We start from the raw sequence: 26,573 nt of genomic DNA, 5'->3' as shown, positions 1-26,573 counted from the left end.
CATTAATGCCGTGGAATATCAAATGACTCGCTGGGTTTGGTCGTTGAGGTGCTCTGTGGCAAATCCGCTTCGACGTTAAACTTCTCCAGCACCAGCCCATGAATTTTCTCCAGCGACACGCCCGCGGTTTCTGGAAGGTAGCGGAAGGTAAAGAAGTACATTCCCAGAGAGAAAATCGCGAACAGCAGCAGAGGGAAACCACCGTGGAACAGATCCAGCAGCATCGGGCTGCTGTTCATGATCGGGAAAGTACTGCTGATCACAAAGTTCGCCAGCGACATGGCACAGATGGAAATCCCGACGCAGATCGAACGAATTTCGGTAGGGAAGATTTCGCCCAGCACGGTCCAGACAATCTGGCCCCAGGTCATGCCAAAGAAAATCATATAGGCAAACAGACCCACCACCGCCAGCATACCCGGCAGGTGATAATAGAACGCGATGAACGAGTAAGCGAGGCAGATGCAGGAGGTGATGGCCCCCAGCAGCAGCAGCTTACGGCGGCCAATTTTATCAATCACCATCATGCCCGCCAGCACGCCAATAAACTGACAAATCGACAGCCAGAAGGTCTGCAGCAACGCCGAATCGGTGCTGCCCGCCACGTTCTTCAGCAATGTCGGACCGAAGTACTGAATGACGTTAATGCCGCTGATCTGGTTACCGACCGCCAGACCGATACCGATGATCAACAGCGGAATGGTGGTTTTATCCAGGCGCAGGCGCGATTTATGTTGGTGTGCGGTTTTGTCTGAGAACGAGTGTTTGATTTCATTGAACACGCTCTCGGCATGCTCGCGGTTGGAAATTTTGGTCAGCGTATCCAGCGCTTCATCGTATTTGCCCTTGAGCACATTCCAGCGCGGAGATTCCGGGATAAAGGCGATGAAAAAGATGAACAGTGCACAAGGCACCAGTGCAGTAGCCAGAATATAACGCCAGCCCATGTTGATCATCACCTCGGGCAGCGTCGATTTGGTGATGAAGTAGTTGGTCAGCAACACCACCGATTGTCCACCGACACAGCATACCGCATAGAGTGCAGTGGTACGGCCGCGAAATTTCGAGGGCGACAGTTCCGCGAGGTAAATCGGCGAAATCACCGAGGCGAGGCCAATCGCCAGCCCACCAATGATGCGGAACAGCACAAACACCGTGAAGTTGTGGGCGATGGCGGTGCCGATCACCGAAACGGTGAACAGCAACGCGGTAATGGCGAGCGATTTTTTGCGTCCGAGTTTGTCGCTCAGTCGCGGGGCAATAAAGCAGCCCACTAAGCTACCCAGCAGAATGTTGGAAACGGCCCAGCCGGTTTCTGCGGGGGTTAACTGGAAATATTCACTTAAAGGTTCGATTGCACCGGAGATAATTGAAGAGTCATAGCCCATTAGCAGTCCGCCAAATGCCGCGACGGTACAGCAGAGTATGACGTACTTCATGTTGTAGCGTTTTTGCCTGGTATCCATTGTTATAGCCCCTTGTCTCTACGGCCTGAACGTTACGTGTTCAGAAAGAGGAGTGGTGTAGGTTATCGATGTTCAGCGTTTTTCACTCAAGGTCATCATATTGGAATATATGTTCTAAATGATGGTTTTTGGATCATTTTTTCCAGAAAGTGTGAAGGACGTTGCGAAAATTGCTGATGGCAATATTCACGGCAGGGCCATATTTCGCTGAAATGATAGGTTTTTTATCAGGTAAGATTGACAGGACATGATTAATCTTGTTTTTTCTTGCAACGGTGTGAAATTTTTATTCTGCTTAACAGCCATGATTTCTCTCCCTGAATGAGGTTACGCGTGCGTTTCATTTTTTGCCGGGCAACGGGCATAATACGTTGATTGACAGGCCATCTTTGCGGACGTCGCAATGAAAACGCAGCGCATCACTCTGGACGATATTGCTACCCTGGCGGGCGTCACCAAAATGACGGTAAGCCGTTATTTACGTACCCCGGAAAAGGTTAAAACGGAAACGGCGGAGAAAATCGCCAGCGTCATTGCTGAAATCGGCTACGTCCCCGATAGCGACAACACCACCGCAACCAAACAGAGTCAGCCGCGTATTGGCGTGCTGGTTCCTTCGTTTAACAACCAAATCTTTGCCGATCTGCTGGCGGGCATTGAGTCGGTCACCAGTGCGCACGGCTATCAGACGCTGGTGGTCAATTACGACTACAACGCCCAGCGTGAAGAGGAGCAGATCGCCACCGTGCTGGCGTTCAACATCAAAGGGCTGATCCTCACGGAATCAGTGCACACGGTGCGCGCCGAGAAATACCTCAATGCCGCTAATATTCCGGTGGCAGAAGTGATGGGGCTGACGGAAGCCAGCGGGCGGATTAACGTCGGCTTTGACAACTATCGCGCCGGTTACGATATGACCTCGATGCTGCTGGCCAGCGGCAAACAGCGCGTGATCTACTTTGGTTCAATGTCCGATCGCCGCGATGAGCAGCGCTATGCCGGGTATCGTGATGCGGTGGAAGCGGTGGGCTTTCCGGCGGGGCGTATCGTGCCGAATAAGGTCTCTTCAGTATCGATTGGTACGGGCATGATGACGCTGGCACGCCAGCTCTATCCGGAAATGGACGCGATTCTCTGCACCAATGATGATTTAGCTGTCGGCGTATTGCAGGAGTGTCAGGCAGCCGGAATTGCCGTGCCGCAGACGATGGCGATTGCCGGTTTTCACGGGCTGGAGATTGGCCAGGCCACCACGCCGCGTTTAGCCAGCGTGATCACGCCACGTTTTGAGATGGGTAAAGTCGCCACCGAGATTGTGCTGAAGAAGATTAACCAGCAGCCGACTATTGAACAGGTCAATCTGCATTATCGACTCTCGATGGGAGCGACTATCTAGACGACCGGATAAATTGTTGCTATCGGGCGGCTTTGCTACAGTGTCGTGAACTTTAGAGGAATGATCCATGCCCCGCGACAACCGAATGTCCCGCTCACTGCACGCCTTAATTCATCTTGATCGGCACGTTAAACGCGCCACTTCGGAAGCGATGGCGAAGATGTTGGGCACCAATCCGGTGGTGGTACGCCGCATGATGTCTGGCCTGCGCGAAAAAGGCTATGTGGTCTCGGAGAAGGGGCACGGCGGCGGTTGGGAGCTGCGGGTGGAACTCAGCGCGATTACGCTGCTGGATGTGTATCAGGCGATTGGATCGCCTGCTCTGTTCAGTATCGGGCCCGCCGCCGATCCGTCACCTTGCCTGGTGGAACATGCCGTCGATGAGCGTCTGGATCAGGCGCTCCATGAAGCGGAAGTGCTGCTGCTTCAACGCTTTAGCCACATCACCGTGGCTGATATTGCCGATGATTACCTCAAGAAAATGGCAAAACTGGGGCTGGAATCTGAGCCCCATCCGCTGTGCAGTGAATAACCTCAATCCTGCTTCTGCAAAGTGATCTGCGCATTGTGCTTCATCACATGCGTGGTGACCGCTGCCTGGAACACTTTGAACATCAACCCGTTGATAAAGGTGGTCAGGGTTAAGGTAATGAACGCTGTCATCACCCAATCAACGAGTGCCATATCGCTGTGCAATAGCGCAGGGCGATAAATCACCATGCCCAAGAGCACCGTCCAGTGGCTCATGCAGTAAAAGCAGTGGAACAGATGGCCGAGCAGCGCGTGCTTTTTGGCGGTCCACGCGCGTAAGCCAGCAAACAACTCGGTTTGCGTGAGGGTCATCGCGATACTGGCCGCTGCCAGAGCTATCGCGACACAAGTTCCCACGTCTGAAGTCATCCAAGTATTCATACATTCTCCTGTCAGGCATTTGTCATGTAACTTACAATATTACATGATAGTGTAAGCTGCAAGCGTCGGGTCAGAACGACAGCCATTAAAGTTTGGCGAGATATCGTTATTTATTGGCTTTAACGCTAAACATAGCCATCTGAGGCTTTTTTATAATGCTGCTGACTTTTTAATCCGCCATCAGGAGGAAAGATGGATATTCAGGCAGCTTGTATGCATCAACTGATGCTCTGGATCGAAGACAATATTGAACAGCGACTGACGCTGGAGACGGTCGCGCGTCGTGCGGGCTATTCGCAGTGGCATCTGCAACGCATGTTCCGCCACCATACTGGTATCGCGCTGGGCAGCTATATTCGCGAGCGTAAACTCACGGCATCGGCGATTGCGCTGATGAACGGTCATATGCCGTTGATGGAGATTGCGATTAAGTATGGCTTTGAGTCGCAGCAGACATGGTGCCGCACCTTCCGCCGCATGTACGATCTGCCGCCCGGCGCGTTTCGTCGCAAATATCATCACAGCCTGCCAGCGATCGATGGGCCTACGAGTCTTCTGATACTGCAACCGCAGACGCGTCAGGCGGCGTAAAGTATTTGCCGGGCGTGGAACCAAAGGCGCTGCGGAAGGCGCTGATGTAACTGCTCACGCTATCAAAACCGACCTGCCACGCTACCTGCTGCACACTTTTGCCGTCGGCCAACCCTTCCAGTGATTTCAATAGCCGCGACACCTGGCGATAGCGCGAGAGGCTCATGCCCACCGCACTGGCCCAATGACGGCTCAGGCTACGTGGACTCAATCCCGCCCACTGTGCCAGTTCGGGGCCGGTGCGGGTGTCCGCCGGATTGTCCATCAGCAGGCGCGCGATCTGCCGCAGGCGTGGCTCTTCGGGGAGTGGCAGCGTCAGCGCATGCTCGGTGGACTCATACAGCTCATCAAGAAACACATCGCATAATCGGTTGTAACGATCGCTGCCCCAGCTATCCGGCGACAAACTTGCCAGCCGCTCAGCCAGCGGTTCCAGCACCGAAGGGCAAGAGAGTAGCACCGGATGTTTTGGCAGCGGTGCCGTCAGCGCTTCATCCACCAACACCGTCCAGCCGAGCACGCGACCTGGCCCGATAATCGCGTGTTCGAAGTGTGGCGGAATCCACCCCACCAGGCGCGGCGGATTGGCGAAGATACCCGAGGGCGTGTTGACCGTCATCATCCCTTGCTTCAGACAGTAAAGCTGTCCGGCGGCATGTCTGTGGGTGCGGCTTTCTCGATCAAGCTGTTTCGATAATGACGCCGCAATCACTTTGGGTGCATTGGGTTGCAGCAGTTTTTTGCGCAGCTCATCCGCACGCGGATCGCCAGAGAAGGTGAGGTTGTCGGTGGGATGGATGAGCATGGGTGATTCCGCAATAGCCAGCGTGAAAGACAGTATAGAATCATGAACAAGCTGATTTTTAAACAGAGCTCAGTTGTTCGGTTTTACCGAATAACTGCATTGTGCAGGCGAGGTAAAGAGATTGGAACAAGTGGTGGAGAATAGTGCAGAAGTAAAGTGCCAACCTTGCTCTACATCCTCAGGCTGAAATTTTCTAACTTGTAATCATGACTTACAGGTTGCCTAAGCCAATCATTTAGAAATAAGTGACAGTAAAATGAAGGTGGCGGAAGATCACAGGAGTCGAACCTGCCCGGGACCGCTGGCGGCCCCAACCGGATTTGAAATCCGGCCGCCTCACCGGAGACGACGATCTTCCTTTGAAGATGCCGCGCAATTATAGCGGCAACCCAGTGCGAAATCTTGATCTTACCCGTGCGCTACAGCACGTTCTCGCCGTGAAGTTGGCGATACTCCTTGGGTGTGCTGGCGTAGCTCTTCTTAAACACCGAATAGAAATACTGCAGCGACGGATAGCCACACATCTGCGAAATCTCATTGATGTTTAGCGACGAAGAAGCCAACAGCTCGCGCGCTTTCTCCAGCTTTTCACGGTGAATCATGGCGTGAATGGTATCGCCGGTCTCATCCCGAAAACGCTTTTCCAAATTGGATCGTGACATGCCGATCGCATCCAGCACCTGTTCCACCTTAATCCCTTTACAGGCATTGAAACGAATGTAGTGCATGGCCTGAATCACTGCGGGGTCGTTCAGCGAGCGGAAATCAGTGGAGCGGCGGGCAATCACTTTTACGGGCGGCACCAGAATGCGCTGCAGCGGTAAGGATTGCTTGTTCAACAAACGATGCAGCAGCTTCGCGGCTTGATAGCCCATCTGGCGCGTGCCTTGTGCCACAGACGAGAGCGCCACGCGGGAGAGATAGCGTGTCAGCTCTTCATTATCGATACCGATCACCGTCAACTTCTCCGGCACCGGAATTTTCAAATGCTCGCAAGCCTGCAGCAGATGGCGCGCACGCGCATCGGTGACGGCGATAATGCCGGTTTGCGGCGGCAATGTTTGCAGCCAGTCGGCGAGGCGGTTCTGCGCGTGCTGCCAGTTTTCCGGGGCGGTTTCCATGCCCTGATACACCACGCCCTGATAACGTTCACGCATCACTAACTGGCGAAACGCCTGCTCTCGCTCCTGCGACCAGCGTTTGCCGCTGGACGCCGGTAAACCATAAAGCGCGAAGCGGTTGATGCCTTTCTCTTTCAGATGCAGGAAGGCACTCTCTACCAGCGCGGCGTTGTCGGTGGCGATGTAATGTACCGGCGGATAGTCTTGCGGCTGATGATAAGAGCCGCCTACGCCGACAATCGGCACCGCCACATTGGCCAGCAAGGTTTCGATCGAGCTGTCGTCGTAGTCGGCAATCACACCATCGCCCAGCCATTCACGAATATTTTCAATGCGGCAGCGAAAATCCTCCTCAATGAAAATATCCCAGTCGCTTTGCGAAGCCTGCAAATACTCGCCAACGCCCTCAACCACCTGGCGGTCATACACCTTGTTGGCGTTGAACAGTAACGTAATGCGGTAACGTTTCTCATGCATGGTGGCGCATCCCTTTAAACCCTCAGCGCATTGCATAGCACGGCGGCAAGGAGAGCAGAAATGGTTTGCGCCACAGTGTGATCGCCCACGCGATTACACCCGGCGACGCGTGGCGGTATCCATCCACACCGCCAGCAGTAAGATGGCGCCTTTCACGATGTACTGCCAGAAGGTCGGCACATCCATCATGCTCATGCCGTTATCCAGCGAAGCCATAATAAAAGCGCCCATCACTGCACCGGCTACTGATCCCACACCGCCCGCGAGGCTGGTGCCGCCAATCACGCAGGCTGCAATCGCATCCAGCTCAGCGATATTCCCGGCAGAAGGCGAACCGGCACCGAGACGCGAGCTAAGGATCAGCCCGGCAATCGCCACCATCACACCGTTGATGGCGAACACGGCCAGCTTAGTGCGGGCCACGTTAATCCCGGAAAGCCGTGCGGCATCGATGTTGCCGCCAATCGCGTAAATCCGGCGACCAAAGGCGGTACGTGTCGCCATAAACATGCCTACCAGCAACAGCAGTGCGAGCAGCAACACCGGGGTAGGTACGCCACGATAATCATTCAGCAGCCAGATCGCGCCCAGCACCAGCACGGCGGTAATCGCCTGACGCGCTACCGCACCTGTTGCCGCCGGTTGGGCCAGTCCCAACTGCTGACGACGCAAACGTAAGCGCCATTGCCAAAGAATAAATAGCGCTAACCCAACAAAACCAAATCCGAAGCCCACGCCGCCAGGCAGATAGCTTTGCCCAATCTGCGACATCGCCGGGCTGGTTGGGGCGACGGTGGTGCCATCGGTAATCCCCACCAGGATGCCGCGAAATGCCAGCATGCCCGCCAACGTGACGATGAATGAAGGCACTTTGCGATACGCCACCCACCAACCGTTCCAGGTGCCGAGCAACAGGCCCATGACCAGCGTGACTACTATGGTGAGTGGCAGTGGCCATCCAAGCCAGACATCAAAGATGGCTGCCGCACCGCCGAGCAACCCCATCATCGAACCCACGGACAAATCGATCTCGGCGGAGATGATCACAAACACCATGCCGACTGCCAGAATGCCGGTTATTGCCGTCTGGCGCAGCAAGTTCGAGACGTTGCGCGGGCTCAGCCAGGCGCCGTCGGTAGTCCAGGTGAAGAACAGCGCGATCAGCACAATCGCACCTAGCATCACGAAGACTTGCAGATTTAATCGCGGGAATTTTCCCGGTGCGGGCTTGCCAGGTGTGCTCGGCAGGCTTTGCGTACTCTCAGTCTTAAGCATAATGTTCACTCCGCAGAGCGGCTTCCATCACCTGCTCCTGAGTCAGATGGTTGTTAATCAGATCGGCCTTGATTTGCCCTTCATGCATCACCAAAACGCGATCGCTCAGGCCCAGTACTTCGGGCAGCTCGGACGAAATCACAATCACCGCGATACCCTGTTGCACCAGCGCGTTAATCAGCAGGTAAATCTCCTGACGCGCGCCGACATCAATGCCGCGCGTAGGCTCATCCAGAATCAGGATTTTGGGGTTGAGCAGCAGACACTTGGCGAGAATGGCTTTTTGCTGATTGCCACCGCTGAGCCGTCCAATCGCCAGCTCGGGCGAGGAAGTTTTGACGCGCAGACGGCGTATTGCATCGTTGATCGCCTGCTGTTCGGCGGCTTCATCCACAGTGGAAAGGCGGTGGCTGAACTGATCCAGCGCCGCCAGCGTGATGTTTTTGCCCACCGCCATCAGCGGCACGATTCCGTCTTTTTTACGATCTTCCGGTACCATGGCAATGCCGTGTGCAATGGCTGCGCGGCAGTCATCGATCTTCGCTGGCCTGCCGTTTATCGAAATCTCGCCCTGCCAGCGACCCGGCCAGACGCCAAATAGACACTGAACTGTCTCTGTGCGACCGGCTCCCACCAGCCCGGCAATGCCAAGAATCTCACCACGCTTCAAACTGAACGAGACGTTATTCACCCGGCGCACATGGCGATTGACTGGATGCCAGGCAGTGAGATTCTTCACTTCCAGTATCGTTTCACCAATCTCATGCGGCTGATGGGGATAGAGCGCCGTCAGCTCACGGCCCACCATCATGGTGATGATGTCATCTTCGCTTAGACCCGCTGCCGGGCGCGTGGCGATATGCTGTCCATCGCGAATCACGCAGATGGTGTCGGAGATGGCTTTCACTTCATTAAGCTTGTGCGAGATATAGATACAAGCGATGCCGTGCTCGCGCAGATTGTTAATGATGCTCAGCAACACCTCGGTCTCCTGCTCGGTGAGCGAGGAGGTCGGTTCATCGAGAATCAGCAATCGCACCTGCTTGTTGAGCGCGCGGGCGATTTCCACCAGTTGCTGCTGGCCAAGCCCTAGTTCACCTACTTTGGTATCAGGCGAGACATCCAGCTTCACCCGCGCCAATAACTGCTGGCAGCGCAGCGTCATGGTTTCATCATCCACCATGCCAAAGCGGCCTAACTCGGCACCCAGAAAAATGTTCTCCATCAACGTAAGCTGGCGCACCAATGCCAGCTCCTGATGAATGATAACAATGCCTTTGCGTTCGGTATCACGGATGGTCTGGGCTTGAATCGGATCGCCGGCAAAGTGAATCTCACCGTCAAAATCGCCGTGCGGATAGAGTCCGCACAGGATTTTCATCAGCGTCGATTTGCCAGAGCCATTTTCGCCGCACAGTGACATCACTTCGCCCGCCTCAAGCCGCAAGCTGATGTCATCCAGCGCTTTCACCGCGCCGAAGCGCTTGGTGATGTGGTTCATTTCCAGCAGCATCGCTGTTTCTCCCTCGCCGCAGGCGCTTAGAGATCGCTCTGTTTGTGGAAACCGTCTTTCACCACGGTGCTTTCGATATTGTCCTTATTCACCTGAATCGGTGTCAGCAGGCGCGACGGCACCTCTTTCAAGCCGTTATTGAGCGTGCTATTGCTGCTGGGCTTTTTGTCATCGCCGAGTTCCACGGCAATTTTGGCGGCTTCAGTGGCGAGTTCGGTAATCGGCTTATACACCGTCATGGTTTGTGTGCCATTCATGATGCGTTTGATGGCGGCCAGGTCGGCATCCTGACCCGAAATTGCTACCTTACCTGCCAGACCTTGCGCACTCAGCGCCTGAATGGCCCCGCCTGCCGTGGCGTCATTGGAGGCGACGACCGCATCGATGTGGTTGCCGTTGGCGGTCAGCGCATTTTCCATGATTTTCAGCGCGTTCTCGGGTAGCCAAGCGTCCACCCACTGATCGCCAACCACCTTGATGCTGCCATTATCAATATAGGGTTTTAACACCTTCATTTGTCCGGCACGGAACAGGCGCGCGTTATTATCCACTGGCGAGCCGCCCATCATAAAGTAATTACCCTTGGGCACCTGTTTTACAATACTTTCAGCCTGTAATTCGCCAACTTTTTCATTATCGAAGGAAATATAAAAATCGATATCGGCGTTATTTATCATGCGGTCATACGCCAGCACTTTAATGCCTTCGCGCTTGGCTTCTGCCACCACATTACTTAATACCTGGCCGTTGTAAGGAATGATCACCAGCACATCAACCCCACGGTTAATCATATTTTCAATCTGCGACATCTGAGTTTCTTCATTGCCATTGGCTGACTGGACAAAAACCGTGGCACCCAGCGATTCGGCCTGTTTAACAAAAATGTCGCGATCTTTCTGCCAACGCTCCAGGCGTAAATCATCGATCGCCATACCGATTTTCACTTCTTTCGCCACACCGGCATGGCTAAACAGGGCCAGCGCAGCGCAGACGGCTAACAGCGTGTGTTTCATTTTCATCATGGTCATCCTGTAGGTTGAGGCTATTGTCGTTGTAAGGCTATGAACCAGGCGGATGAATTGTTGCCCTGAGTTTCAGGCAACATCAATTACTGATTTTTATCCTGCTATTACGTTTTTTTGTTTATTTTCTGTTTTATGATCGGGGTCTGAATTTTCTGTTTTTTGCGAGCGTGCGCACAATTAATAATTATCTTAATTTGAGTGTGAAATATCGTAATTGAGCTTAATGCCAACCCCTTAGCAAAATAATGATTCACTGCTGACCATTCGGGTCTGATGCTAAGGAGCAAACCATGCACGCTTATTTCGACCAGCTCGATCGCGTTCGTTATGAAGGGGCCAAATCCACCAACCCACTGGCGTTTCGTCACTACAATCCCGACGAAGTGATCCTCGATAAAACCATGGCGCAGCATCTGCGCTTTGCCGCGTGTTACTGGCATACCTTCTGCTGGAACGGCGCGGATATGTTTGGTGTCGGCGCTTTTGATCGTCCGTGGCAAAAAAATGGCGATGCCCTGCAGCTGGCGAAACAGAAGGCGGACGTGGCCTTTGAGTTCTTCCACAAACTGAATGTGCCGTATTACTGCTTCCATGATGTTGATGTCTCACCTGAAGGCGATTCTCTGCACAGCTATCGTGAAAATTTTGCCGCCATGACCGACAAGCTATTGGAAAAACAGCAGGAAACCGGTGTGAAGCTGTTGTGGGGCACGGCGAACTGCTTTACCCATCCTCGTTACGGTGCCGGTGCCGCCACCAGCCCCGATCCGGAAATCTTTGCCTGGGCCGCGACACAGGTGTGCAGCGCGATGCAGGCCACACAGACGCTGGGCGGTGAGAACTACGTGCTGTGGGGCGGACGAGAAGGCTATGAAACCCTGCTGAATACCGATCTGCGCCAGGAGCGGGAGCAGATTGGCCGCTTTATGCAGATGGTGGTCGAGCACAAACACAAAATTGGTTTCCAGGGCATGCTGCTGATTGAGCCAAAACCGCAGGAGCCGACCAAACATCAATATGACTACGATGTGGCGACCGTGTACGGCTTCCTGAAACAGTTCGGGTTAGAAAAAGAGATCAAAGTTAACGTTGAAGCTAACCACGCCACGCTGGCTGGCCACTCGTTCCATCATGAAATCGCAACGGCCATCGCACTGGGAATTTTTGGATCGGTGGATGCCAACCGCGGTGACGTGCAGTGTGGCTGGGATACCGACCAGTTCCCTGTCAGCGTGGAAGAGAATGCGCTGGTGATGTACGAGATCATCAAAGCGGGCGGATTTTCCACCGGCGGCTTAAACTTTGATGCCAAAGTGCGCCGTCAAAGCACCGATAAATATGACCTGTTCTACGGCCATATTGGAGCCATGGACACCATGGCGCTGGCGCTAAAAGTGGCCGCGCGCATGGTGCAGGATGGCGAGCTGGATAAACGCGTGGCGCAGCGCTACAGCGGCTGGAATGGTGAGTTCGGCCAGCAAATTTTGAAAGGCGAGTTTTCTCTGGCGTCACTGGCCACGCATGCTCAGCAGCAACAATTGAATCCGCACCACCGCAGCGGACGCCAGGAGCAGCTGGAAAACCTGGTGAATCACTACCTTTATGATTTCTAACTGCATCAGGAGCTGAACATGTTTATCGGGATCGATTTAGGCACCTCTGGCGTCAAAGTGGTGTTGCTGGATGCGCAAGGGCTGGTTGTCGCGGTGGAGAGCGCGCCATTGCAGGTATCGCGTCCACAGCCGTTGTGGAGTGAGCAGGATCCCGAAAGCTGGTGGAGTGCCACGGACAAGGCGATGCAGGCGCTGGCGCAGCAGCACGATCTCAGCGGCGTGAAGGCCATTGGTCTGAGCGGTCAGATGCACGGCGCCACGCTATTGGACGCTGAGCACCAGATACTGCGTCCGGCGATTCTGTGGAACGACGGGCGCAGCAGTGAGCAGTGTCGGGAACTGGAGCAGCGCGTGCCCGATTCGCGCCAGATCACCGGCAACCTGATGATGCCCGGTTTCACTGCACCCAAATTGTTATGGGTGCAGCAGCACGAACCCGGTGTGTTTAAACGAGTGGCGAAAGTTCTGCTGCCCAAAGATTACCTGCGCTGGCGGATGAGCGGTGACTTCGCCAGCGACATGTCCGATGCAGCCGGCACGATGTGGCTGGATGTGGCACAGCGTGACTGGAGTGATGCCCTGCTCAGCGCCTGCGATCTAAACCGCAGCCAGATGCCTGCGCTTTATGAAGGCAACCAGATCACTGGAACCTTATCGCCTGACGTTGCCGCACGCTGGAAGATGAACACCGTGCCGATCGTGGCAGGCGGCGGAGATAACGCGGCGGGCGCGGTGGGTGTCGGCATGGTGGCGCTGGGTCAGGGCATGCTGTCGCTCGGCACTTCTGGCGTTTACTTCCTGGTCAGCGACGGCTATCTCAGCAACCCGCAGCAAGCGGTACACAGTTTTTGCCATGCGCTGCCCAATCGCTGGCATTTGATGTCGGTGATGCTGAGTGCCGCATCCTGCCTTGACTGGGCAGCCACATTAACCGGCTGTAAAGACGCGCCTGAGCTGCTGGCGGAAGCGGAAAAAGCCAGCGGTGAAGCCGCGCCGATTTTATTTTTGCCATATCTGTCCGGTGAGCGCACCCCGCACAACAATCCGCAGGCGCAGGGCGTATTTTTTGGTTTAACCCATCAGCATGGACGTCCTGAACTGGCGCGTGCGGTGCTGGAAGGCGTGGGCTTTGCGCTGGCAGAAGGCATGGACGCGGTGCATGAATGCGGCGTGCAGCCGCAAACCGTGATGCTGATCGGCGGCGGCGCGCGCAGTGCGTACTGGCGGCAAATGCTGGCGGATATCAGTGGATTAACGCTGGATTATTGCCACGGCGGTGAGGTAGGGCCAGCTCTTGGTGCTGCACGTCTGGCGCAATGGGCGATTGATCCGCAGAGCGAGTGGCCCGCACCAGAGTTGGTGCAGCGGCATCAGCCCGATGCGGCTCATCATCAGGCTTATCAGCCGCAGCGTGAGAAGTTTGCGCAGTTGTATCAGCATCTCAAACCGCTGATGTCCTGATTCGGTTAAGTGATGGCCGGATTGGGTCGTGGTTTTTATATTTATTCCGCTATGATGGGCAAATCAGGTTAGTTCCTTATGGCCTGAATTGTCCTTAGCACGCTCCCTTTACCGGAGGGAAAGACATCCAGAGAGGCTGAGGCAGCAGCAATGTTACGTTAACCCTCGAACAGTTCTCTGCCACGCAGAGGCTGAGGGAAAAACACATCACCTACCCTGGAGCCTTTAATGCCGCAGCCCGTCTATTTTCTGGTTCTTCCTGGCGTGATGGCGCTCGATCTCACTGGTCCGGCGGAAACGCTGCAACTGGCGGATGGCTTTTTTGCTCTGCACTATATTGGCCCGCAAGCCAGCGTGCGCTGCTCCACCAGCATGACGATCGCGGATATTGCGCCACTTCCCGAGCAGCTACCCGATAACAGCCTGCTGGTGGTGCCCGGCGTGTATGACTCCAAAGTCTGGTTCGATACGGCACCTGCCGCCGCCGCGCGCGACTGGCTCCGCTCGCAGCAGTCCGCTATCCAGTCTAAACGCATCACATTAGTCTGCATCTGTTCCGGTGCACTGCTCTCGGCGCAGGCTGGATTGTTGAATGGCGTGCAGTGCACTACCCATCACGATGTGTTACCGCGCCTGAAAGCCGCCGCACCGGCTGCGTTAGTGAAGGATAACCGCGTGTTCGTGGAAGATCATGGCATCTGGACCAGCGCGGGTATCACGGCGGGCATCGATCTGGCGCTGCATCTGATCAACCGACTGTGTGGCGCGCCGCAGGCGTTAAAGGTAGCGCGGGAAATGGTGGTGTGGTTCCGGCGTTCGGGTGACGATCCGCAGCTCTCGCCGTGGCTGCGCTATCGCAATCACCTGCATCCGGCGATTCACCGGGCGCAGGACGTGATGATCGCCCATCCCGAGCATGACTGGTCACTGACCGCGCTGGCCGAGCGCGCGCATGTCAGCGAGCGTCATCTCACGCGCCTGTTCCGCCAGCATCTCGGCATCAGCGTGCGCGAATACCATGAACAGCTGCGTTTGGTGATTGCGCGCCAGCGCCAGCAGCAGGGCGAAGCGGCGGAGAAAGCTGCTCTGGCGGCCGGGTTCTCCTCGGCACGCCAGTTGCGTCGCGCGCATCAGCGCTGGGACGATCAACTCACCAGATGATGTTTATCCACGCGTTTGAGCAGCATCGCTAGCAGCAAACTGCCGATCAGCGTGATGCCAAATACCCACGGCAGATCGAGCCACGGACGTGACATATCGTCGTAATGGTTGGTGCGCAGATAGTGGATAAACAGCGCGTGAAAGCCATATATCGGCAGTGAATAGCGCGAAATCGTCGCCAGCATCGGCAGTGTGCGGCTGTTCAGCACATTCTTGAACAGCACCAGCAAGCTGATAGCAGCGATAAACACCAGCGGGCCGCAGTAGAGATACCAGGTATCGTTGAATGCGCCGTTGATTTTTAGCATCTGTTTGGTGCCGAGCGTAATGCCAATCCAGCAGGCGATAAAGCCCAATCCCGCCAGCCAGCTGATGCCGCGCTTATCGGTGTCCATGCAGCCAATCGCCCGCCCCAGCAGCGCGTACAGCAGGTAGTAAATGCTGTCGCCGCTGACGTAAAGATTCACCGGCAACCAATGAAACGGCCCCAGCGACTGGCTCACGGTGTTGGGATTGGCCAGCACCGCCAGCACCACGACCAGCAATGCGACGTAACGCGGCTGCACGCTTTTCACCTGAATCAATGGCGACAGCAGGTAGATGCCGATAATGGCGAAGAAAAACCACAGGTGATAGAACACCGGTTTTTGCAGCAGCTTCAGCAGCGAACGGCCTTCGCTGATCGGCGTCAGCCAGGTGATGTAGGCCAGCGCCACCGCGCTGTAGAACAGTAAACACAGCACGATGCGCAGCAGATGGCGCCCTTGCGCGCTGCGTTCGCCAAAGAATAGATAGCCCGAAATCATAAAGAACAACGGCACACAGACGCGCGATGCGGAGTTGAGCAGATTCGCCACATCCCAGCTAATACCTGTGACGGCCATCGGGCCGGTGATATACCAGGTGGTGGTGTGAATGACGATCACCATCAAGCAGGCAACCGCACGTAAGTTGTCGATCCAGTGTATTTTTTGCGACATGGCTTCCTCGTCGGCAATACGTCCGTGCGAAGAAGGGTAGTCACAGCGTGATGCGTCAACAACCTTTGGGACTGAAATTCGGATCACTCTGTTACGGGTGACACTGCCTGGTCGCAGCGTGAGATCAGCCCGGCAATAGCCGTGGTGCTCTGGCCTGCACGCAGGCATTCTCACCCAAACGAATAAAGCGACCACGTTTAACCGTGGCCGCTTTGGCGAATAAAACGGATGAGCCTCAGGCGATAAATCGCGCCGCAACCTAGTGTGTGCTGAACAATGGATTAATCACGCATCCGGTGTTTGCCTGGCGGTGACTTAATCGCGGACGAGGAACTTCTCGATCACCGCTTCGTTCGGCTCAACGCCCAGACCTGGCTCGCTCGGCAACCAGGCGTAACCGTCGGCGATGCGCACCGGGTTTTTCGCCAGCGAGCGACTGATCTCACCTGGCTCCACGCAATACTCCATCACCAGCGCGTTCTCAATCGCACACAGGAAATGCAGCGAGGCGGCGGTGTTGATATCGGTGGTGAAGTTATGGTTACACACTTTGCGGCCACGGCTGTGCGCGTAGCTGGCGATCTCCATCGCCTGGGTAAAGCCGGTGCGTGTCAGATCGATCTGCACGATGTCGATACCGCCTTCATCAATCAGGCGCTGGAAGCCAACCACCGAACACTCTTGCTCACCGGCGGCGATGTGCTGCTGGCAGGCGGCAGACACCTGGCCGTAACCGGCGTAGTTATCCGGGTGCAGCGGCTCTTCGATCCAGAACAGGTTGAGATGTTCATAGCGCTGGCTGCGGCGCACGGTGGTCTTCGCATCCCAGACGTGGCCGACATCCAGCATCAGATCCACGCTGTCGCCCATCGCGGTGCGCAGCGCTTCCAGATAGCGCAGATCCAGCGCTTCATCGGTGCCAAACGGCTCCCAGCCAAACTTCACGCCAGTGTGGCCGGTGTCGATGGCGTGCTGCGCGCGCGCCACAGTCTCTTCGACGCTGTACTGGAACATGTTGGAGGAGTAAACGCGCATCTTGTCGCGCATCGCACCGCCCAGCAGTTCAACAATCGGTTTGCCCAGCGCTTTGCCTTTGATGTCCCACAGGGCGATATCAATGCCCGCCATCGCCTGCAGCACGGCACCGCTGCGTCCGTAATAGATGGTGGCTTTGTGCATCTTCTTCCACAAACGGCCGGTCTCCAGCGGGTTCTCGCCGATCAGCAGCGATTTCAGTCCGGTGACCATGGTGTGCGAATAGGGTGCTTCGATAATGGCTTTGGTGACATACGGGCTGCCATCCACTTCACCCCAACCGGTGGTGCCCGCATCGGTGGTGATTTTGATAAGCAGTGCATCCTGCGAGCTATCGGTGCGCTGCTCAATAACCGGCAGGCGCAGATAAAACGCTTCAACGTTGGTGATCTTCATCGTGGTTTTCCTGGTGTAAAGGCAATCAATAAAGCATCAGCCCACAGCGGAACGCTGCTGCCGGCGCTGCGTAATCAAGGTCTCGTAATCCACATCCAGCGCCTGAATGCGGATGTGGTTTTCAATCTCATCGGTCATCTGCGCGATATCGCCCTCGGCGAACACGTTGATCAGTCGCTGGTGCTCTTCAATGATGTCGCTCATCGATTTGCCCATGGTGGAGAGGCCAAAAATCACCGTCAGCTGGCGCGCAATTGACTCCCACAAATTGCTCAATACCGGGTTGTGGGCGAAGCTGCACAGCGTGCGATGGAAATCGGTGTCCGCCGAGGCAAAGCCATACACATCATCGTTTTGCATCATGGTTTGCATCTGCGTCACGCCCTGATACAGCTGACTGAGTTGCTCGGCGCCATTGCGTCCGGCTTCAATCGCGCGGCGGCAGGCCAATGTTTCCAGTGGGATGCGCACATCAATAATCTGCTCCAGCCGCTGATGGGAAATCTCCATCAAACGGATGCCTTTATACGGCTCGCTGGTGACAATGCCCTGGCTTTCAAGAATGCGCAGCGCTTCACGGATCGGCACGCGGCTCATGCCGAGTTTTGCCACCAGATCCGGTTCGGCAATACGGTCGCCGGGTAAAATCAATCCGCGCGAGGCGGCGCTGAGAATCGCATCGACGGCGTGATCGACCAGCGTGCGCGGACGCGCAGCTTGCCAGTTGCCGTCTGAAGCGGCTTCCTGCGCCAGCGGTGCGCTGCTTTTACGGCTTGGGGTGGATGATTTTCCTGCCATGGTGATTGTCCTGTTTATACCTGCCGGGTCACGAACTGACCAAAGCCGGGTTCAACCTGCATCTGGTCATCCTGGAATACCGTGACACCACGAATAAGTGTGCGCACCACTTTACCCTGACAGCGCATCCCTTCAAATGCGCTCCACTTGCCGAGTCCCTGGAATTTTTCCCCCTCCACGATCCAGCTCTGCTGCGCATCGATAAACACCAAGTCGGCATCGAAGCCGGGTGCAATAGCGCCTTTTTTGCCCCACAGCTGGAAGGCTTTAGCCGGGCCGCTGGCGGTCATGCGGGCAAATTCCGTAAGGGCCAGACCACGATCGATATGCGCCGCGCTGAAGAACATCGGACTTAATGTCTCAACACCGGTTAGCCCCATACCGGCGTCCCAGATGCTGGCTTCACCGGCTTGTTTCTGTGCCGGGGTATAGGGGCAGTGGTCAGAGGCAATCATGTCGACATCGCCGTGCAGCAGCACCTGCCACAGCGCATCCACCACCGGACGTGGGCGGATCGGCGGGCCACAGCGCGCATTCGGACCGATGCGTACCAGATCGTCTTCATCCAGAATCAGATAGTGCGGACAGGTTTCGAAGCTGGCGCGCACCTTACTTTTGGCGGCGACGATGGTTTCGGCAGCGCGCGCGGAGCTGACGTGCACGATGTGGCAGCGTGCGCCGGTCTCTTCCGCCACCGCCAAAACGCGACCCACGGCTTCGATTTCGGCGATTTCTGGCCCGGCCAGCGCATGCGCGCGAGTATCTTTGCGTCCAGCGCGGCGCAGTTCGCTGCCGGCACCGATCAGAATGTCGTGATTCTCAGCGTGGACGCCAATCAAACCGTCAAAGGTGGCCAGTTCACGCATCGCACGCAGCAAGCCATCATCGTCGAGGCGCGGTAAGCCTTTCTCGTCGGTGGCTTCACCATTGGGCGCGCCGCTACACAGGAACGCTTTGAACGCCAGTGCGCCCGCCTGATCCAGCGCCGCTAACTCGTGCACGTTGCGGCCATCCAGTCCGGCCCACATGGCGTAATCCACCGAGCAGTTGTCCGCCAGCCAGCGCTGCTTGGCGGTGAAGTTAGCGAGGCTGGTGGCGGGAGGTAGCGAGTGCGGCATCTCAACAATGGTGGTGACGCCATGCGCAGCGGCACCGCGCGTGCCTTCGCGCAGCTCCTGTTCAGGGAAATCGTGCGAACCGGTGAAATGGGTGTGCACATCAATCGCGCCGGGTACAATGATTAAACCCTGCGCATCAATGATCTCATCGACGCCGTCAGTGAGGGCACCCGGCATCAGCAGGCCGCTGATTTTGCCATTCTCAATCAGCACATCGGCGGGCGCGGCGCGGGTTTCTGTCACTACCAGGCCGTTGATAATTAATTGTTTCATCACTCTGCTCCTGCTTGCGTCACCAGTGCGCCATAGGGCACGGGTTGAGAAGGATCCAGCCAGCCGATGTCGCCCAGCAGTTGGCTGAAGTGGTTAAATTCATCTGCTGGAATCAGGCCGTTGGGTGCGAAGACGTGGGCTTGCTGATACGCGGCTAAACCGGTGATCAGCGCATCAAGCGGATAATCGGGGTAATAGCGTTGCACGCTCGCCGCCAGTGTTTCGGCATCATGGGTGGCGATCCACACCAGTGCCTGTTTGATGGCGCGTGAGAAGGCAGCAAAGGCAGCGGCTTTCTCCGTGAGGACATCGGCGCGTGCAATATAGGCGCTCCACGGCACATTGCCACACAGTGAGGCGAGGCTGCTGATGCTGCTTAATTGTCCGGCGGCAATCGCTGGTGCCAGCATATGCATGGCGTGCAGCGCGTAATCAGCTTCACCGTTAGCGACAGCCGCGAAGTCGCGGGCCTGATCGCCGCTACCGGCAATCAGCTCCACCTGATCCAGCAAACCGTGCTCTGCCAGCAGCCAGCGGAAGGTCAGTGTGGCGGTGCCGACATTACCGACATCCAGCACGCGCCTGCCGCGCAAATCATTCAGCTGAAAATCGGGCTGAGTCTTTGCTGCCGCCAGAAACCACGGATTAGCGGCGACCGAGGCGCAAAAGCACTGCAATTCAGCGCCGTGCTGCTGGTAATGCTTCATCACCACCATCGGTCCGCCCAACGTGAGGTCCGCTTCGCGGTTGAGCACCGCAGGCACTTGTCCGCCCTGCACGGTGTGCCCGCCCGATGCGCTGGTGGTGAAGGTGACTTGCAACTGCTCGGCGGCGAACAAGCCGAGGCTGTCGGCCAGATAGTGGGCGCAGTAATAGATGCGGGATTCGCTGGCATCGCCCTGATTGAAGATTAACGTCTGCATCAGCCACGCACCTCCGTAACAAAACTGCCGTTGAGCGCAGCCATGTCGCTGACGCCGCACCAGTGGCTAATGGCGGTGATTTCATTGATCCAGCCGGAGAGCAGATCGAACACCGCGCTTTCGCCACCTGCTACCAGGGCGCTGATGATCGGTCGCACGCTGAGTGACAGCGAGGCGCCGAGGCAACGTGCCACCACAGTATCGCTGCCGCAGCGCACGCCGCCATCCAGCAGCAGCGGCAGACGAGTGACCGCCTGTAAATCGGCGAGCTGATCGACCGGTGTAGCCCAGCGCGCGCTTTGGCGCAGGCCAATATTCGAGGCGATGATGCCGCTCACACCGTGCTGTGCCGCCGGTGCCGCATCGTCATGATGCAAAATGCCTTTTAGCCACAGCGGCAGTTGACGCGCAGCGCAGTGTGCGGCCACCTCGACAATTTCCTGCCAGCGCCACACCGGAAAGGCCGGCAAGGGCTCAACGCCCGGTTGCGTGCCGCCGACGGTGTGCCAGCCGCGCTGTTTGAGCGCTTCACCAATTGAGAAGCCGCCTGGCTGTAATCCCGGCACCGGATGCACCGGTGCCAGCACGGTGAGAACGATATTTTTGAATCCGGCTTCTGCAGCCTGATCGATCAAATCTTTGATACGCCCAACATCACCTGCCGCGCGTAGCTGAAACCAGCAGCGATCGTACTCCGCGCCAATCTGTTCCAGCGGCGTGACCGTCTCTTCGGAGATCACCAGCGGCAGTTGCAGACGTTTGCAGGCGCGGGCAATCGGCAGCAATCCCTCTTCATGGAAGATGCGATCACCCGCAAAGGCACCGACGCCGAGCGGAGCAGACCAGCTTTGATTGAGGATGGTGATCTGGGTGCTGATCGCCTCATTGCCCTGCAGTACACGCGGCAGCAAGCGAAAACGGCGCAGCGCCTGCTGGTTAGCATCCGGTTCGTCAGCGAGCGCATCGGCTGGCTGGCCTTGCATATAGCGGAACAGCGCATCGCCAAGACGTTCACGCGCCGCAAGATCATGCATTGGCATGCTGGGCCTCCGTGGCATTTTCATGTTCGAGGAAGGTGGCAAAAGCCGGCGTTTTCGGATTCTGCAAAATCGCCGGTGGCCCTTCTTCAATCAGCGCCCCGTTCTGCAGGAACACCACGCGATCGGCCACGCCCGCCGCGAAGGCAATGTCATGGGTACTGATAATCATGGTGATGCCGGTTTGCGCCAGGCTGCGCATGGTCTGGTTCACTTCACGCACCAGCTCAGGGTCGAGCGCCGAGGTCGGCTCATCGAACAGCAGGATTTGCGGTTCTGCTGCCAGCGCACGGGCGATGCCGACACGCTGTTTCTGCCCGCCTGATAGCTCATGCGGCAGCGAGGCGGCGAAATCCTGCAATCCCACCATCTTCAGGGCACGCATTGCTTTAGCGCGGGCGATTTCGGGTTGGGCACCCTGCACCCGTAGCAGAATACTCATCACGTTTTCCAGCGCGGTGAGGTGATCGAACAGCGCGAAGTGCTGGAACACGATACCGATGCCGGATTTGGCGCGGTTAGCCGGCAGATGGCGGGCAGCCAGTGGGCGGCCGTTTTCATCGCTGCCCATAAAGTGGCCTTCGGTCTGAATGGTGCCGCTACTGCGTGGCGTCAGCGCCAGAATCGATTTCAGTAGGGTACTTTTACCGGAGCCGGAACGACCGAGCAGCACCACGACTTCGCCACGGCGTACAGTCAGCGACAGGGATTTCAGTACCGCTTTACCGGCGTATTCGACGCACAGGTTGTCCACTTCCAGCACCGGCGCGGCGGTTTGCGTATCCCAGCGACGTTTCGGCAACTGCATCGACATCACGTCCGCTTCTGGCGGCAGTTTTGCCAGGCGCGCACGGGCACGGCGGGCACGTTCGTCGAGGTTATAGAACTTCTCCAGCCACCACTGACCACCCGCCAGCAGCGTAGAGAGAATCAGGTAAATACCGCCCGAAGCCACCAGTACCGGAATGAACAGGAAGTTCTGCGACACGATGGCCTGGCCGCGCATTGTTAGCTCATTCACGCCTACGACCGATGCCAGCGAGGTAGATTTCAGCAGGCCGACGGTTTCATTGCCCATGGTCGGCAGAATGGCGCGCAGCGCTTGCGGGATCACCACGTGGATCATCTCTTTGGTGCGCGAATAGCCAAAGGCCTGCGCTGCCATACTCTGATCGCGATCGGTGGCCATAATGCCGCCGCGAATGATCTCGGCGCAGAAGGCGGTTTCGTTGATCATCAACGCCAGCAGGGCGCTGGTGAACGGGCTAAAACGCAGGCCGAATTCTGGCAGCACGTTGTAGAGCAAAATCAGCTGCAGCAGCACCGGCGTGCCGCGCAGCAGATAGATATAGGTTTTCACCGGCACGCGGATAAACCAGTGCTTTGAGGTGCTGGCCAACGCCAGGAAAAAGCCAATCAGGATGCCGCCCGCTAATGCGCCTACCAGCAGCTGAACAGCGATGACGGCCCCTTCCCACAGGTAAGGGAAGGTCAGGTACTTAAGAAAATCATCCAAGGCGTTATCTCCCTCAATGCGATCGCCTGGGTTGCCCGTGATGCAGCAACCCAATTGATCCGACTGAGTTTATGCATTAACCACGTGCAACAACCGGGCGTTCAGCGGCGCTGCCCTGACCCCAGTAATCCAGCAATTTCTTCTGCGCACCGCTCTCCTGAATCACCTTCATGGCATCCATCACTGCACTGCGCAGCGTGGTGTTGTCTTTGGCGATGGGGAAGCCGACCATGATCGGCAGGTCAACGGTGAAACCGCTTTCCAGCGTTTTGTCAGCTTTGGCAATAGCGATGGCGGAACCGGCTTCGGTCAGATAGATGTCGGCGCGACCGCTTTTCACTGCCTGGATGCTGTTGTCGGTGTTCTGTACCATCAACATGCTGACTTCTGGCTTACCGGCGGCGGTGCATTTGGCACTCTGCTCAGGCACCAGCTTGTTGGCTTCGTAAGAACCGGCAGCGGCGGCCACGGTTTTGCCGCACAGGTCATCCACGGTGGTGATTTTCTTTGGATTGCCCTTCGCCAGAATCGAGCCATCCTGCACCTGCATGGAAGCGACAAAAGCGATCTGCTTCAGGCGCTCATCGGTGACGTACAGCATTGGGCCGATATCGGCACGACCGCTGGAAATGGAGGTCAGCAGCACGTTGAACGAACCGGTCTGATAACTGTGTTTCGCCCCAAGGCAGCTGCTGATACGTTCGAATAGCGATGGATCGAGACCTTCAATGATACTTGGGTCTTTTTCGGAAGGGGCTTCGAAGCCTTTGGTGTAGCCACCCAGGCCTACCACCAGATCTTTGCCTTTGAGTGACGGGTATTTGGTCTGCAGCGCCTTGCACTGCGCCATCGCCGCGAAGTCGCTGGCGGTTGGCGTAATCGGGTCGGTGCTGGCGGCATGGGCGCTGGAAAGGCCCGCTAACAGCGTGCCGGTAATGCCAGAGATAAGTAATGCGATGCGTGCAAATTTCATAATAAGGTTCCCCTGGTGCTGGTGAATGTGTAAGCGATGACCTTGTGTTTTATGAACGTCTTTACGGCTTTTATAGGTACTGCGACTTCAATAACCTCTTGCGACATCAACCTGGTTGCGCAGCGGATGGCCGCTACGGAAACACACCAGGTTATCGATAAACACCTCAAGGCAGCCCTCAAGGTAGGCACTGTGATCGTCCAGACTGCAGTGCGGTGTCATCACCACGCCCGGCGTGCTCCACAGCGCATCGTCTACTGGCAGCGGCTCTTGCGGATAAACATCCAGAACCGCACCGGCCAGTTCACCGGCGCACAGTTTTTCGCGCATCGCGGTGTAGTCGAACACGGCGGCACGGCCGACAATCACGATGCCGGCGCGGGCAGGCAGCAGATCGAGACGGCGACGGTCAAACAACTTGTCTGTCTGGGGCGTGAGCGGCAGCGTTGAGACCAGGACATCCACCTGCGGCAGGGCATCGTCCATCGCATCAATGCGAATACAACGCGCTACGTCGGCATCACACTGGCCGCTGCGCGTCACACCAATCACGCGGTAGCCCTGCGCGGTCAGCAGTTTCGCCGCCGCGGCACCGATACCGCCGACGCCGAGCAGCAAGACCGTTTTGCCACGCGCGCAGCCGCCGAAGGTGGGGCGCCACAGGCGCTGAGCCTGATCCTGCAGAAAACCCGGAATGCCAAAGTTGAACATCAACGCCGCCATCAGAATGAACTCGGCGCCTTTATCGCCGTGCACGCCGGACGCATTGGTCAGCGTCACGCCCTCCGGCAGATGTGCCAGCCACTGCTCAACGCCGGCGGACATCACCTGCACCCAGCCGAGACGTGGTGCGCTGAAGGTATCGAGCGCCAGCTTGCGTCCGCTCCACAAAATGTCGCTGGTGGCGAGGAAATCTGCGGTATGCGCGGCCTGGCTGTTTTCGCTCAGGGTAAAGTGACCGCGCAGTTGCGGATGGGCATCCAACAGCTGTTGCAGGTGCTGCGGGGTCAGATGTAATGCCTGCGGGGCGCTGGCGTCGTTTTCGATATGAATATGCATCAGCGCATCGCCGTGACTTCCATCTCGACCAGCAGGTCAGGATGGTTGAGTTGAATACCGACGGTGGCGCGTGCCGGGAAGGGGAACTGGAAGAACTCGCTATACGCCGCGTTCATCTCACTGAAGGTGCTGAGGTCGGTGAGATAGATCGTCACGCGCACCACGTTATCGAAGGTCATCTGCGCTTCGCTCAATAGATCGCCGACGTTTTTCAACACCTGGCGGGTCTGGCTGGCGATGTCATTGCCCTTGATTTCACCGCTGTAGGGGTCAATCGCCACCTGGCCGGAGATAAACAGCATCGGTTCGTGCAGTACGGCGGCGGAAAGCGGAGCCGGTCCCATTGGACGGTCACTGGCGTTCATTCCTGGATAAGCAATTGCGGTCTTCATGGTGAAATTCCAAGCAAAACTGTTTCACCGCAATTTCGTATACGATTATACAGGTGTCAATGCGCGATTTTTGACCATCGGGTCGAAAAGGTGATGTCTGTCACGTAATAGGATTTGATTATAGCGTGGTTAATTTTATAAAAATTAAGGATTAAATTGGGGTTTGATGCATTCGCGGAGGTGTTAGAATGAATCGTATACGATTTTCTTATCGCAAGGTTTTAGCCGATTAAACCGTGGCAAAACCACTCCCCGGCGCGCCAGGATTTCCGGCTGCACAATCTGCGGTCAAAGGGTATACTGTCGCACTCTTTTTTAATCGACCCTTATCGCGTACTCAACATGCAAAAGTTTGATACCAAGACCTTTCAGGGCCTGATCCTGACCTTGCAGGATTACTGGGCGCGTCAGGGCTGCACCATCGTCCAGCCGCTGGACATGGAAGTGGGCGCTGGCACTTCACACCCAATGACCTGCCTGCGCGCTATCGGCCCAGAGCCAATGGCCACCGCCTATGTGCAGCCCTCGCGCCGTCCTACCGATGGTCGCTACGGTGAAAACCCGAACCGTTTACAGCACTACTATCAGTTCCAGGTGATGATCAAACCTAACCCGGACAACCTGCAGGAGCTGTATCTGGGTTCACTGCAAGAGCTGGGCCTGGATCCGACCGTGCACGATATTCGCTTCGTAGAAGATAACTGGGAAAACCCAACGCTGGGTGCCTGGGGACTGGGTTGGGAAGTGTGGCTCAACGGCATGGAAGTGACGCAGTTCACCTACTTCCAGCAGGTGGGCGGCATGGAGTGTAAGCCGGTCACCGGTGAGATCACTTACGGCCTGGAGCGTCTGGCGATGTACATCCAGGGCGTCGACAGCGTTTACGATCTGGTGTGGAGCGATGGTCCATTCGGCCAAACCACCTACGGTGAAGTGTTCCATCAGAACGAAGTCGAACAGTCGACCTACAACTTTGAATACGCGGATGTGGACTTCCTGTTCTCCTGCTTCGAGCAGTACGAGAAAGAAGCGCAGCAGCTGCTGGCGCTGGAAAAACCCCTGCCGTTGCCAGCTTATGAGCGCATCCTGAAAGCGGCACACAGCTTTAACCTGCTGGATGCACGCAAGGCGATCTCGGTAACCGAGCGTCAGCGCTATATCCTGCGTATCCGCACCCTGACGAAAGCCGTGGCGGAAGCCTATTACGCGTCTCGTGAGGCGCTCGGTTTCCCCATGTGCAATAAAAACAAGTAAGAG

24 protein-coding genes and 1 tRNA gene are annotated in these 26,573 nt (G+C 56.6%); 7 read left to right on the top strand and 18 right to left on the bottom strand.

Annotated features, from left to right (window positions below; translation table 11 throughout):
* Positions 1–2 precede the first annotated feature (2 nt).
* Positions 3–1,466 (bottom strand): sugar porter family MFS transporter, encoded by a 1,464-nt coding sequence (locus AC1MDE_RS10625; protein ID WP_479414844.1) that lies wholly within the window; start codon positions 1,464–1,466, stop codon positions 3–5.
* 403 nt (positions 1,467–1,869) lie between these two features.
* On the opposite strand from AC1MDE_RS10625, the gene AC1MDE_RS10620 reads away from it, so the two are divergent.
* Together AC1MDE_RS10620 and AC1MDE_RS10615 are read left to right on the top strand one after the other, a co-directional pair.
* Positions 1,870–2,862 carry a LacI family DNA-binding transcriptional regulator gene (locus AC1MDE_RS10620; protein ID WP_479414843.1) on the top strand — a complete coding sequence of 331 codons (993 nt, stop codon included), beginning with the start codon at positions 1,870–1,872 and terminating at the stop codon, positions 2,860–2,862.
* A 67-nt stretch (positions 2,863–2,929) separates the two neighbouring features.
* The gene (locus tag AC1MDE_RS10615) at positions 2,930–3,394 is read left to right on the top strand and encodes an Rrf2 family transcriptional regulator (protein ID WP_034829963.1); all 465 of its coding nucleotides are present in this window, start codon (positions 2,930–2,932) and stop codon (positions 3,392–3,394) included.
* 2 nt (positions 3,395–3,396) lie between these two features.
* Here AC1MDE_RS10615 and AC1MDE_RS10610 read toward each other — a convergent pair whose 3' ends face one another.
* Positions 3,397–3,774 carry a DUF1360 domain-containing protein gene (locus AC1MDE_RS10610; protein ID WP_201785687.1) on the bottom strand — a complete coding sequence of 126 codons (378 nt, stop codon included), beginning with the start codon at positions 3,772–3,774 and terminating at the stop codon, positions 3,397–3,399.
* A 192-nt stretch (positions 3,775–3,966) separates the two neighbouring features.
* Between AC1MDE_RS10610 and AC1MDE_RS10605 the strand changes: the two genes are divergently transcribed.
* Complete coding sequence (locus tag AC1MDE_RS10605) at positions 3,967–4,365, top strand: helix-turn-helix domain-containing protein (RefSeq protein WP_038643912.1); 399 nt, start codon at positions 3,967–3,969, stop codon at positions 4,363–4,365.
* Here the strand turns inward: AC1MDE_RS10605 and AC1MDE_RS10600 are convergent.
* From AC1MDE_RS10600 to xylF, 6 genes are all read right to left on the bottom strand, one after another.
* Entirely contained in the window at positions 4,319–5,170 is an 852-nt protein-coding gene (locus AC1MDE_RS10600; protein ID WP_160869093.1) for a helix-turn-helix domain-containing protein, read from the bottom strand. The genes AC1MDE_RS10605 and AC1MDE_RS10600 overlap by 47 nt on opposite strands.
* A gap of 263 nt (positions 5,171–5,433) precedes the next feature.
* Positions 5,434–5,528: transfer RNA gene (locus AC1MDE_RS10595), tRNA-Sec, on the bottom strand.
* 61 nt (positions 5,529–5,589) lie between these two features.
* Positions 5,590–6,768 (bottom strand): D-xylose utilization transcriptional activator XylR, encoded by a 1,179-nt coding sequence (gene xylR, locus AC1MDE_RS10590; protein ID WP_479397892.1) that lies wholly within the window; start codon positions 6,766–6,768, stop codon positions 5,590–5,592.
* Between the two features lie 93 nt (positions 6,769–6,861).
* A complete protein-coding gene (gene xylH, locus AC1MDE_RS10585) occupies positions 6,862–8,043 on the bottom strand; it encodes a xylose ABC transporter permease XylH (protein WP_480344548.1) in 1,182 nt (393 codons plus the stop codon).
* A complete protein-coding gene (locus AC1MDE_RS10580; RefSeq protein ID WP_480344547.1) occupies positions 8,036–9,556 on the bottom strand; it encodes a xylose ABC transporter ATP-binding protein in 1,521 nt (506 codons plus the stop codon). Before AC1MDE_RS10580 ends, xylH begins: the two co-directional genes overlap by 8 nt.
* Positions 9,557–9,582: 26 nt before the next feature.
* Entirely contained in the window at positions 9,583–10,575 is a 993-nt protein-coding gene (gene xylF, locus AC1MDE_RS10575) for a D-xylose ABC transporter substrate-binding protein (RefSeq protein ID WP_224933692.1), read from the bottom strand.
* 296 nt (positions 10,576–10,871) lie between these two features.
* On the opposite strand from xylF, the gene xylA reads away from it, so the two are divergent.
* The 3 genes from xylA to AC1MDE_RS10560 all read left to right on the top strand — a co-directional run bounded on the left by xylA (position 10,872) and on the right by AC1MDE_RS10560 (position 14,816).
* Entirely contained in the window at positions 10,872–12,194 is a 1,323-nt protein-coding gene (gene xylA / locus AC1MDE_RS10570) for a xylose isomerase (protein ID WP_480344546.1), read from the top strand.
* An 18-nt stretch (positions 12,195–12,212) separates the two neighbouring features.
* Positions 12,213–13,655 carry a xylulokinase gene (xylB, locus tag AC1MDE_RS10565; RefSeq protein WP_480344545.1) on the top strand — a complete coding sequence of 481 codons (1,443 nt, stop codon included), beginning with the start codon at positions 12,213–12,215 and terminating at the stop codon, positions 13,653–13,655.
* A gap of 228 nt (positions 13,656–13,883) precedes the next feature.
* A complete protein-coding gene (locus AC1MDE_RS10560; RefSeq protein ID WP_313374778.1) occupies positions 13,884–14,816 on the top strand; it encodes a GlxA family transcriptional regulator in 933 nt (310 codons plus the stop codon).
* Here AC1MDE_RS10560 and AC1MDE_RS10555 read toward each other — a convergent pair.
* The 10 genes from AC1MDE_RS10555 to AC1MDE_RS10510 all read right to left on the bottom strand — a co-directional run bounded on the left by AC1MDE_RS10555 (position 14,801) and on the right by AC1MDE_RS10510 (position 25,316).
* A complete protein-coding gene (locus tag AC1MDE_RS10555; protein ID WP_200574062.1) occupies positions 14,801–15,796 on the bottom strand; it encodes an acyltransferase in 996 nt (331 codons plus the stop codon). The genes AC1MDE_RS10560 and AC1MDE_RS10555 overlap by 16 nt on opposite strands.
* Before the next feature lie 315 nt (positions 15,797–16,111).
* Positions 16,112–17,227: a mandelate racemase/muconate lactonizing enzyme family protein gene (locus AC1MDE_RS10550; protein WP_480344544.1), complete on the bottom strand. Its 1,116-nt coding sequence runs from the start codon at positions 17,225–17,227 to the stop codon at positions 16,112–16,114.
* Positions 17,228–17,263: 36 nt separating this feature from the next.
* Positions 17,264–18,025, bottom strand: a complete 762-nt coding sequence (locus tag AC1MDE_RS10545; protein ID WP_480344543.1) for a GntR family transcriptional regulator — start codon at positions 18,023–18,025, stop codon at positions 17,264–17,266.
* Positions 18,026–18,039: 14 nt separating this feature from the next.
* Complete coding sequence (locus tag AC1MDE_RS10540; protein ID WP_480344542.1) at positions 18,040–19,416, bottom strand: dihydroorotase; 1,377 nt, start codon at positions 19,414–19,416, stop codon at positions 18,040–18,042.
* Entirely contained in the window at positions 19,416–20,339 is a 924-nt protein-coding gene (locus tag AC1MDE_RS10535) for an ABC transporter substrate-binding protein (RefSeq protein ID WP_480344541.1), read from the bottom strand. Before AC1MDE_RS10535 ends, AC1MDE_RS10540 begins: the two co-directional genes overlap by 1 nt.
* Positions 20,339–21,379 (bottom strand): alpha-hydroxy acid oxidase, encoded by a 1,041-nt coding sequence (locus tag AC1MDE_RS10530; protein ID WP_082678131.1) that lies wholly within the window; start codon positions 21,377–21,379, stop codon positions 20,339–20,341. The genes AC1MDE_RS10535 and AC1MDE_RS10530 overlap by 1 nt, the downstream gene beginning before the upstream one ends.
* A complete protein-coding gene (locus AC1MDE_RS10525; RefSeq protein ID WP_058961135.1) occupies positions 21,366–22,892 on the bottom strand; it encodes an amino acid ABC transporter permease/ATP-binding protein in 1,527 nt (508 codons plus the stop codon). The genes AC1MDE_RS10530 and AC1MDE_RS10525 overlap by 14 nt, the downstream gene beginning before the upstream one ends.
* Before the next feature lie 76 nt (positions 22,893–22,968).
* The gene (locus AC1MDE_RS10520) at positions 22,969–23,865 is read right to left on the bottom strand and encodes a transporter substrate-binding domain-containing protein (RefSeq protein WP_034827693.1); all 897 of its coding nucleotides are present in this window, start codon (positions 23,863–23,865) and stop codon (positions 22,969–22,971) included.
* Positions 23,866–23,952: 87 nt separating this feature from the next.
* On the bottom strand, positions 23,953–24,924 hold the full coding sequence (locus tag AC1MDE_RS10515) for a D-2-hydroxyacid dehydrogenase (RefSeq protein ID WP_480344540.1): 972 nt from the start codon (positions 24,922–24,924) through the stop codon (positions 23,953–23,955).
* Positions 24,924–25,316 carry a RidA family protein gene (locus AC1MDE_RS10510; RefSeq protein WP_038643895.1) on the bottom strand — a complete coding sequence of 131 codons (393 nt, stop codon included), beginning with the start codon at positions 25,314–25,316 and terminating at the stop codon, positions 24,924–24,926. The genes AC1MDE_RS10515 and AC1MDE_RS10510 overlap by 1 nt, the downstream gene beginning before the upstream one ends.
* 342 nt (positions 25,317–25,658) lie before the next feature.
* Here AC1MDE_RS10510 and glyQ point away from each other — a divergent pair, with 342 nt between their 5' ends.
* Positions 25,659–26,570, top strand: coding sequence for a glycine--tRNA ligase subunit alpha (glyQ, locus tag AC1MDE_RS10505; RefSeq protein WP_034827699.1), 912 nt, complete (start codon positions 25,659–25,661; stop codon positions 26,568–26,570).
* Positions 26,571–26,573 lie beyond the last annotated feature (3 nt).

It is taken from the genome of Pantoea folii (genome assembly GCF_056678875.1).
Note: the sequence above shows the minus strand (reverse complement) of the source record. Positions and strands in the feature narration are given on the sequence as shown.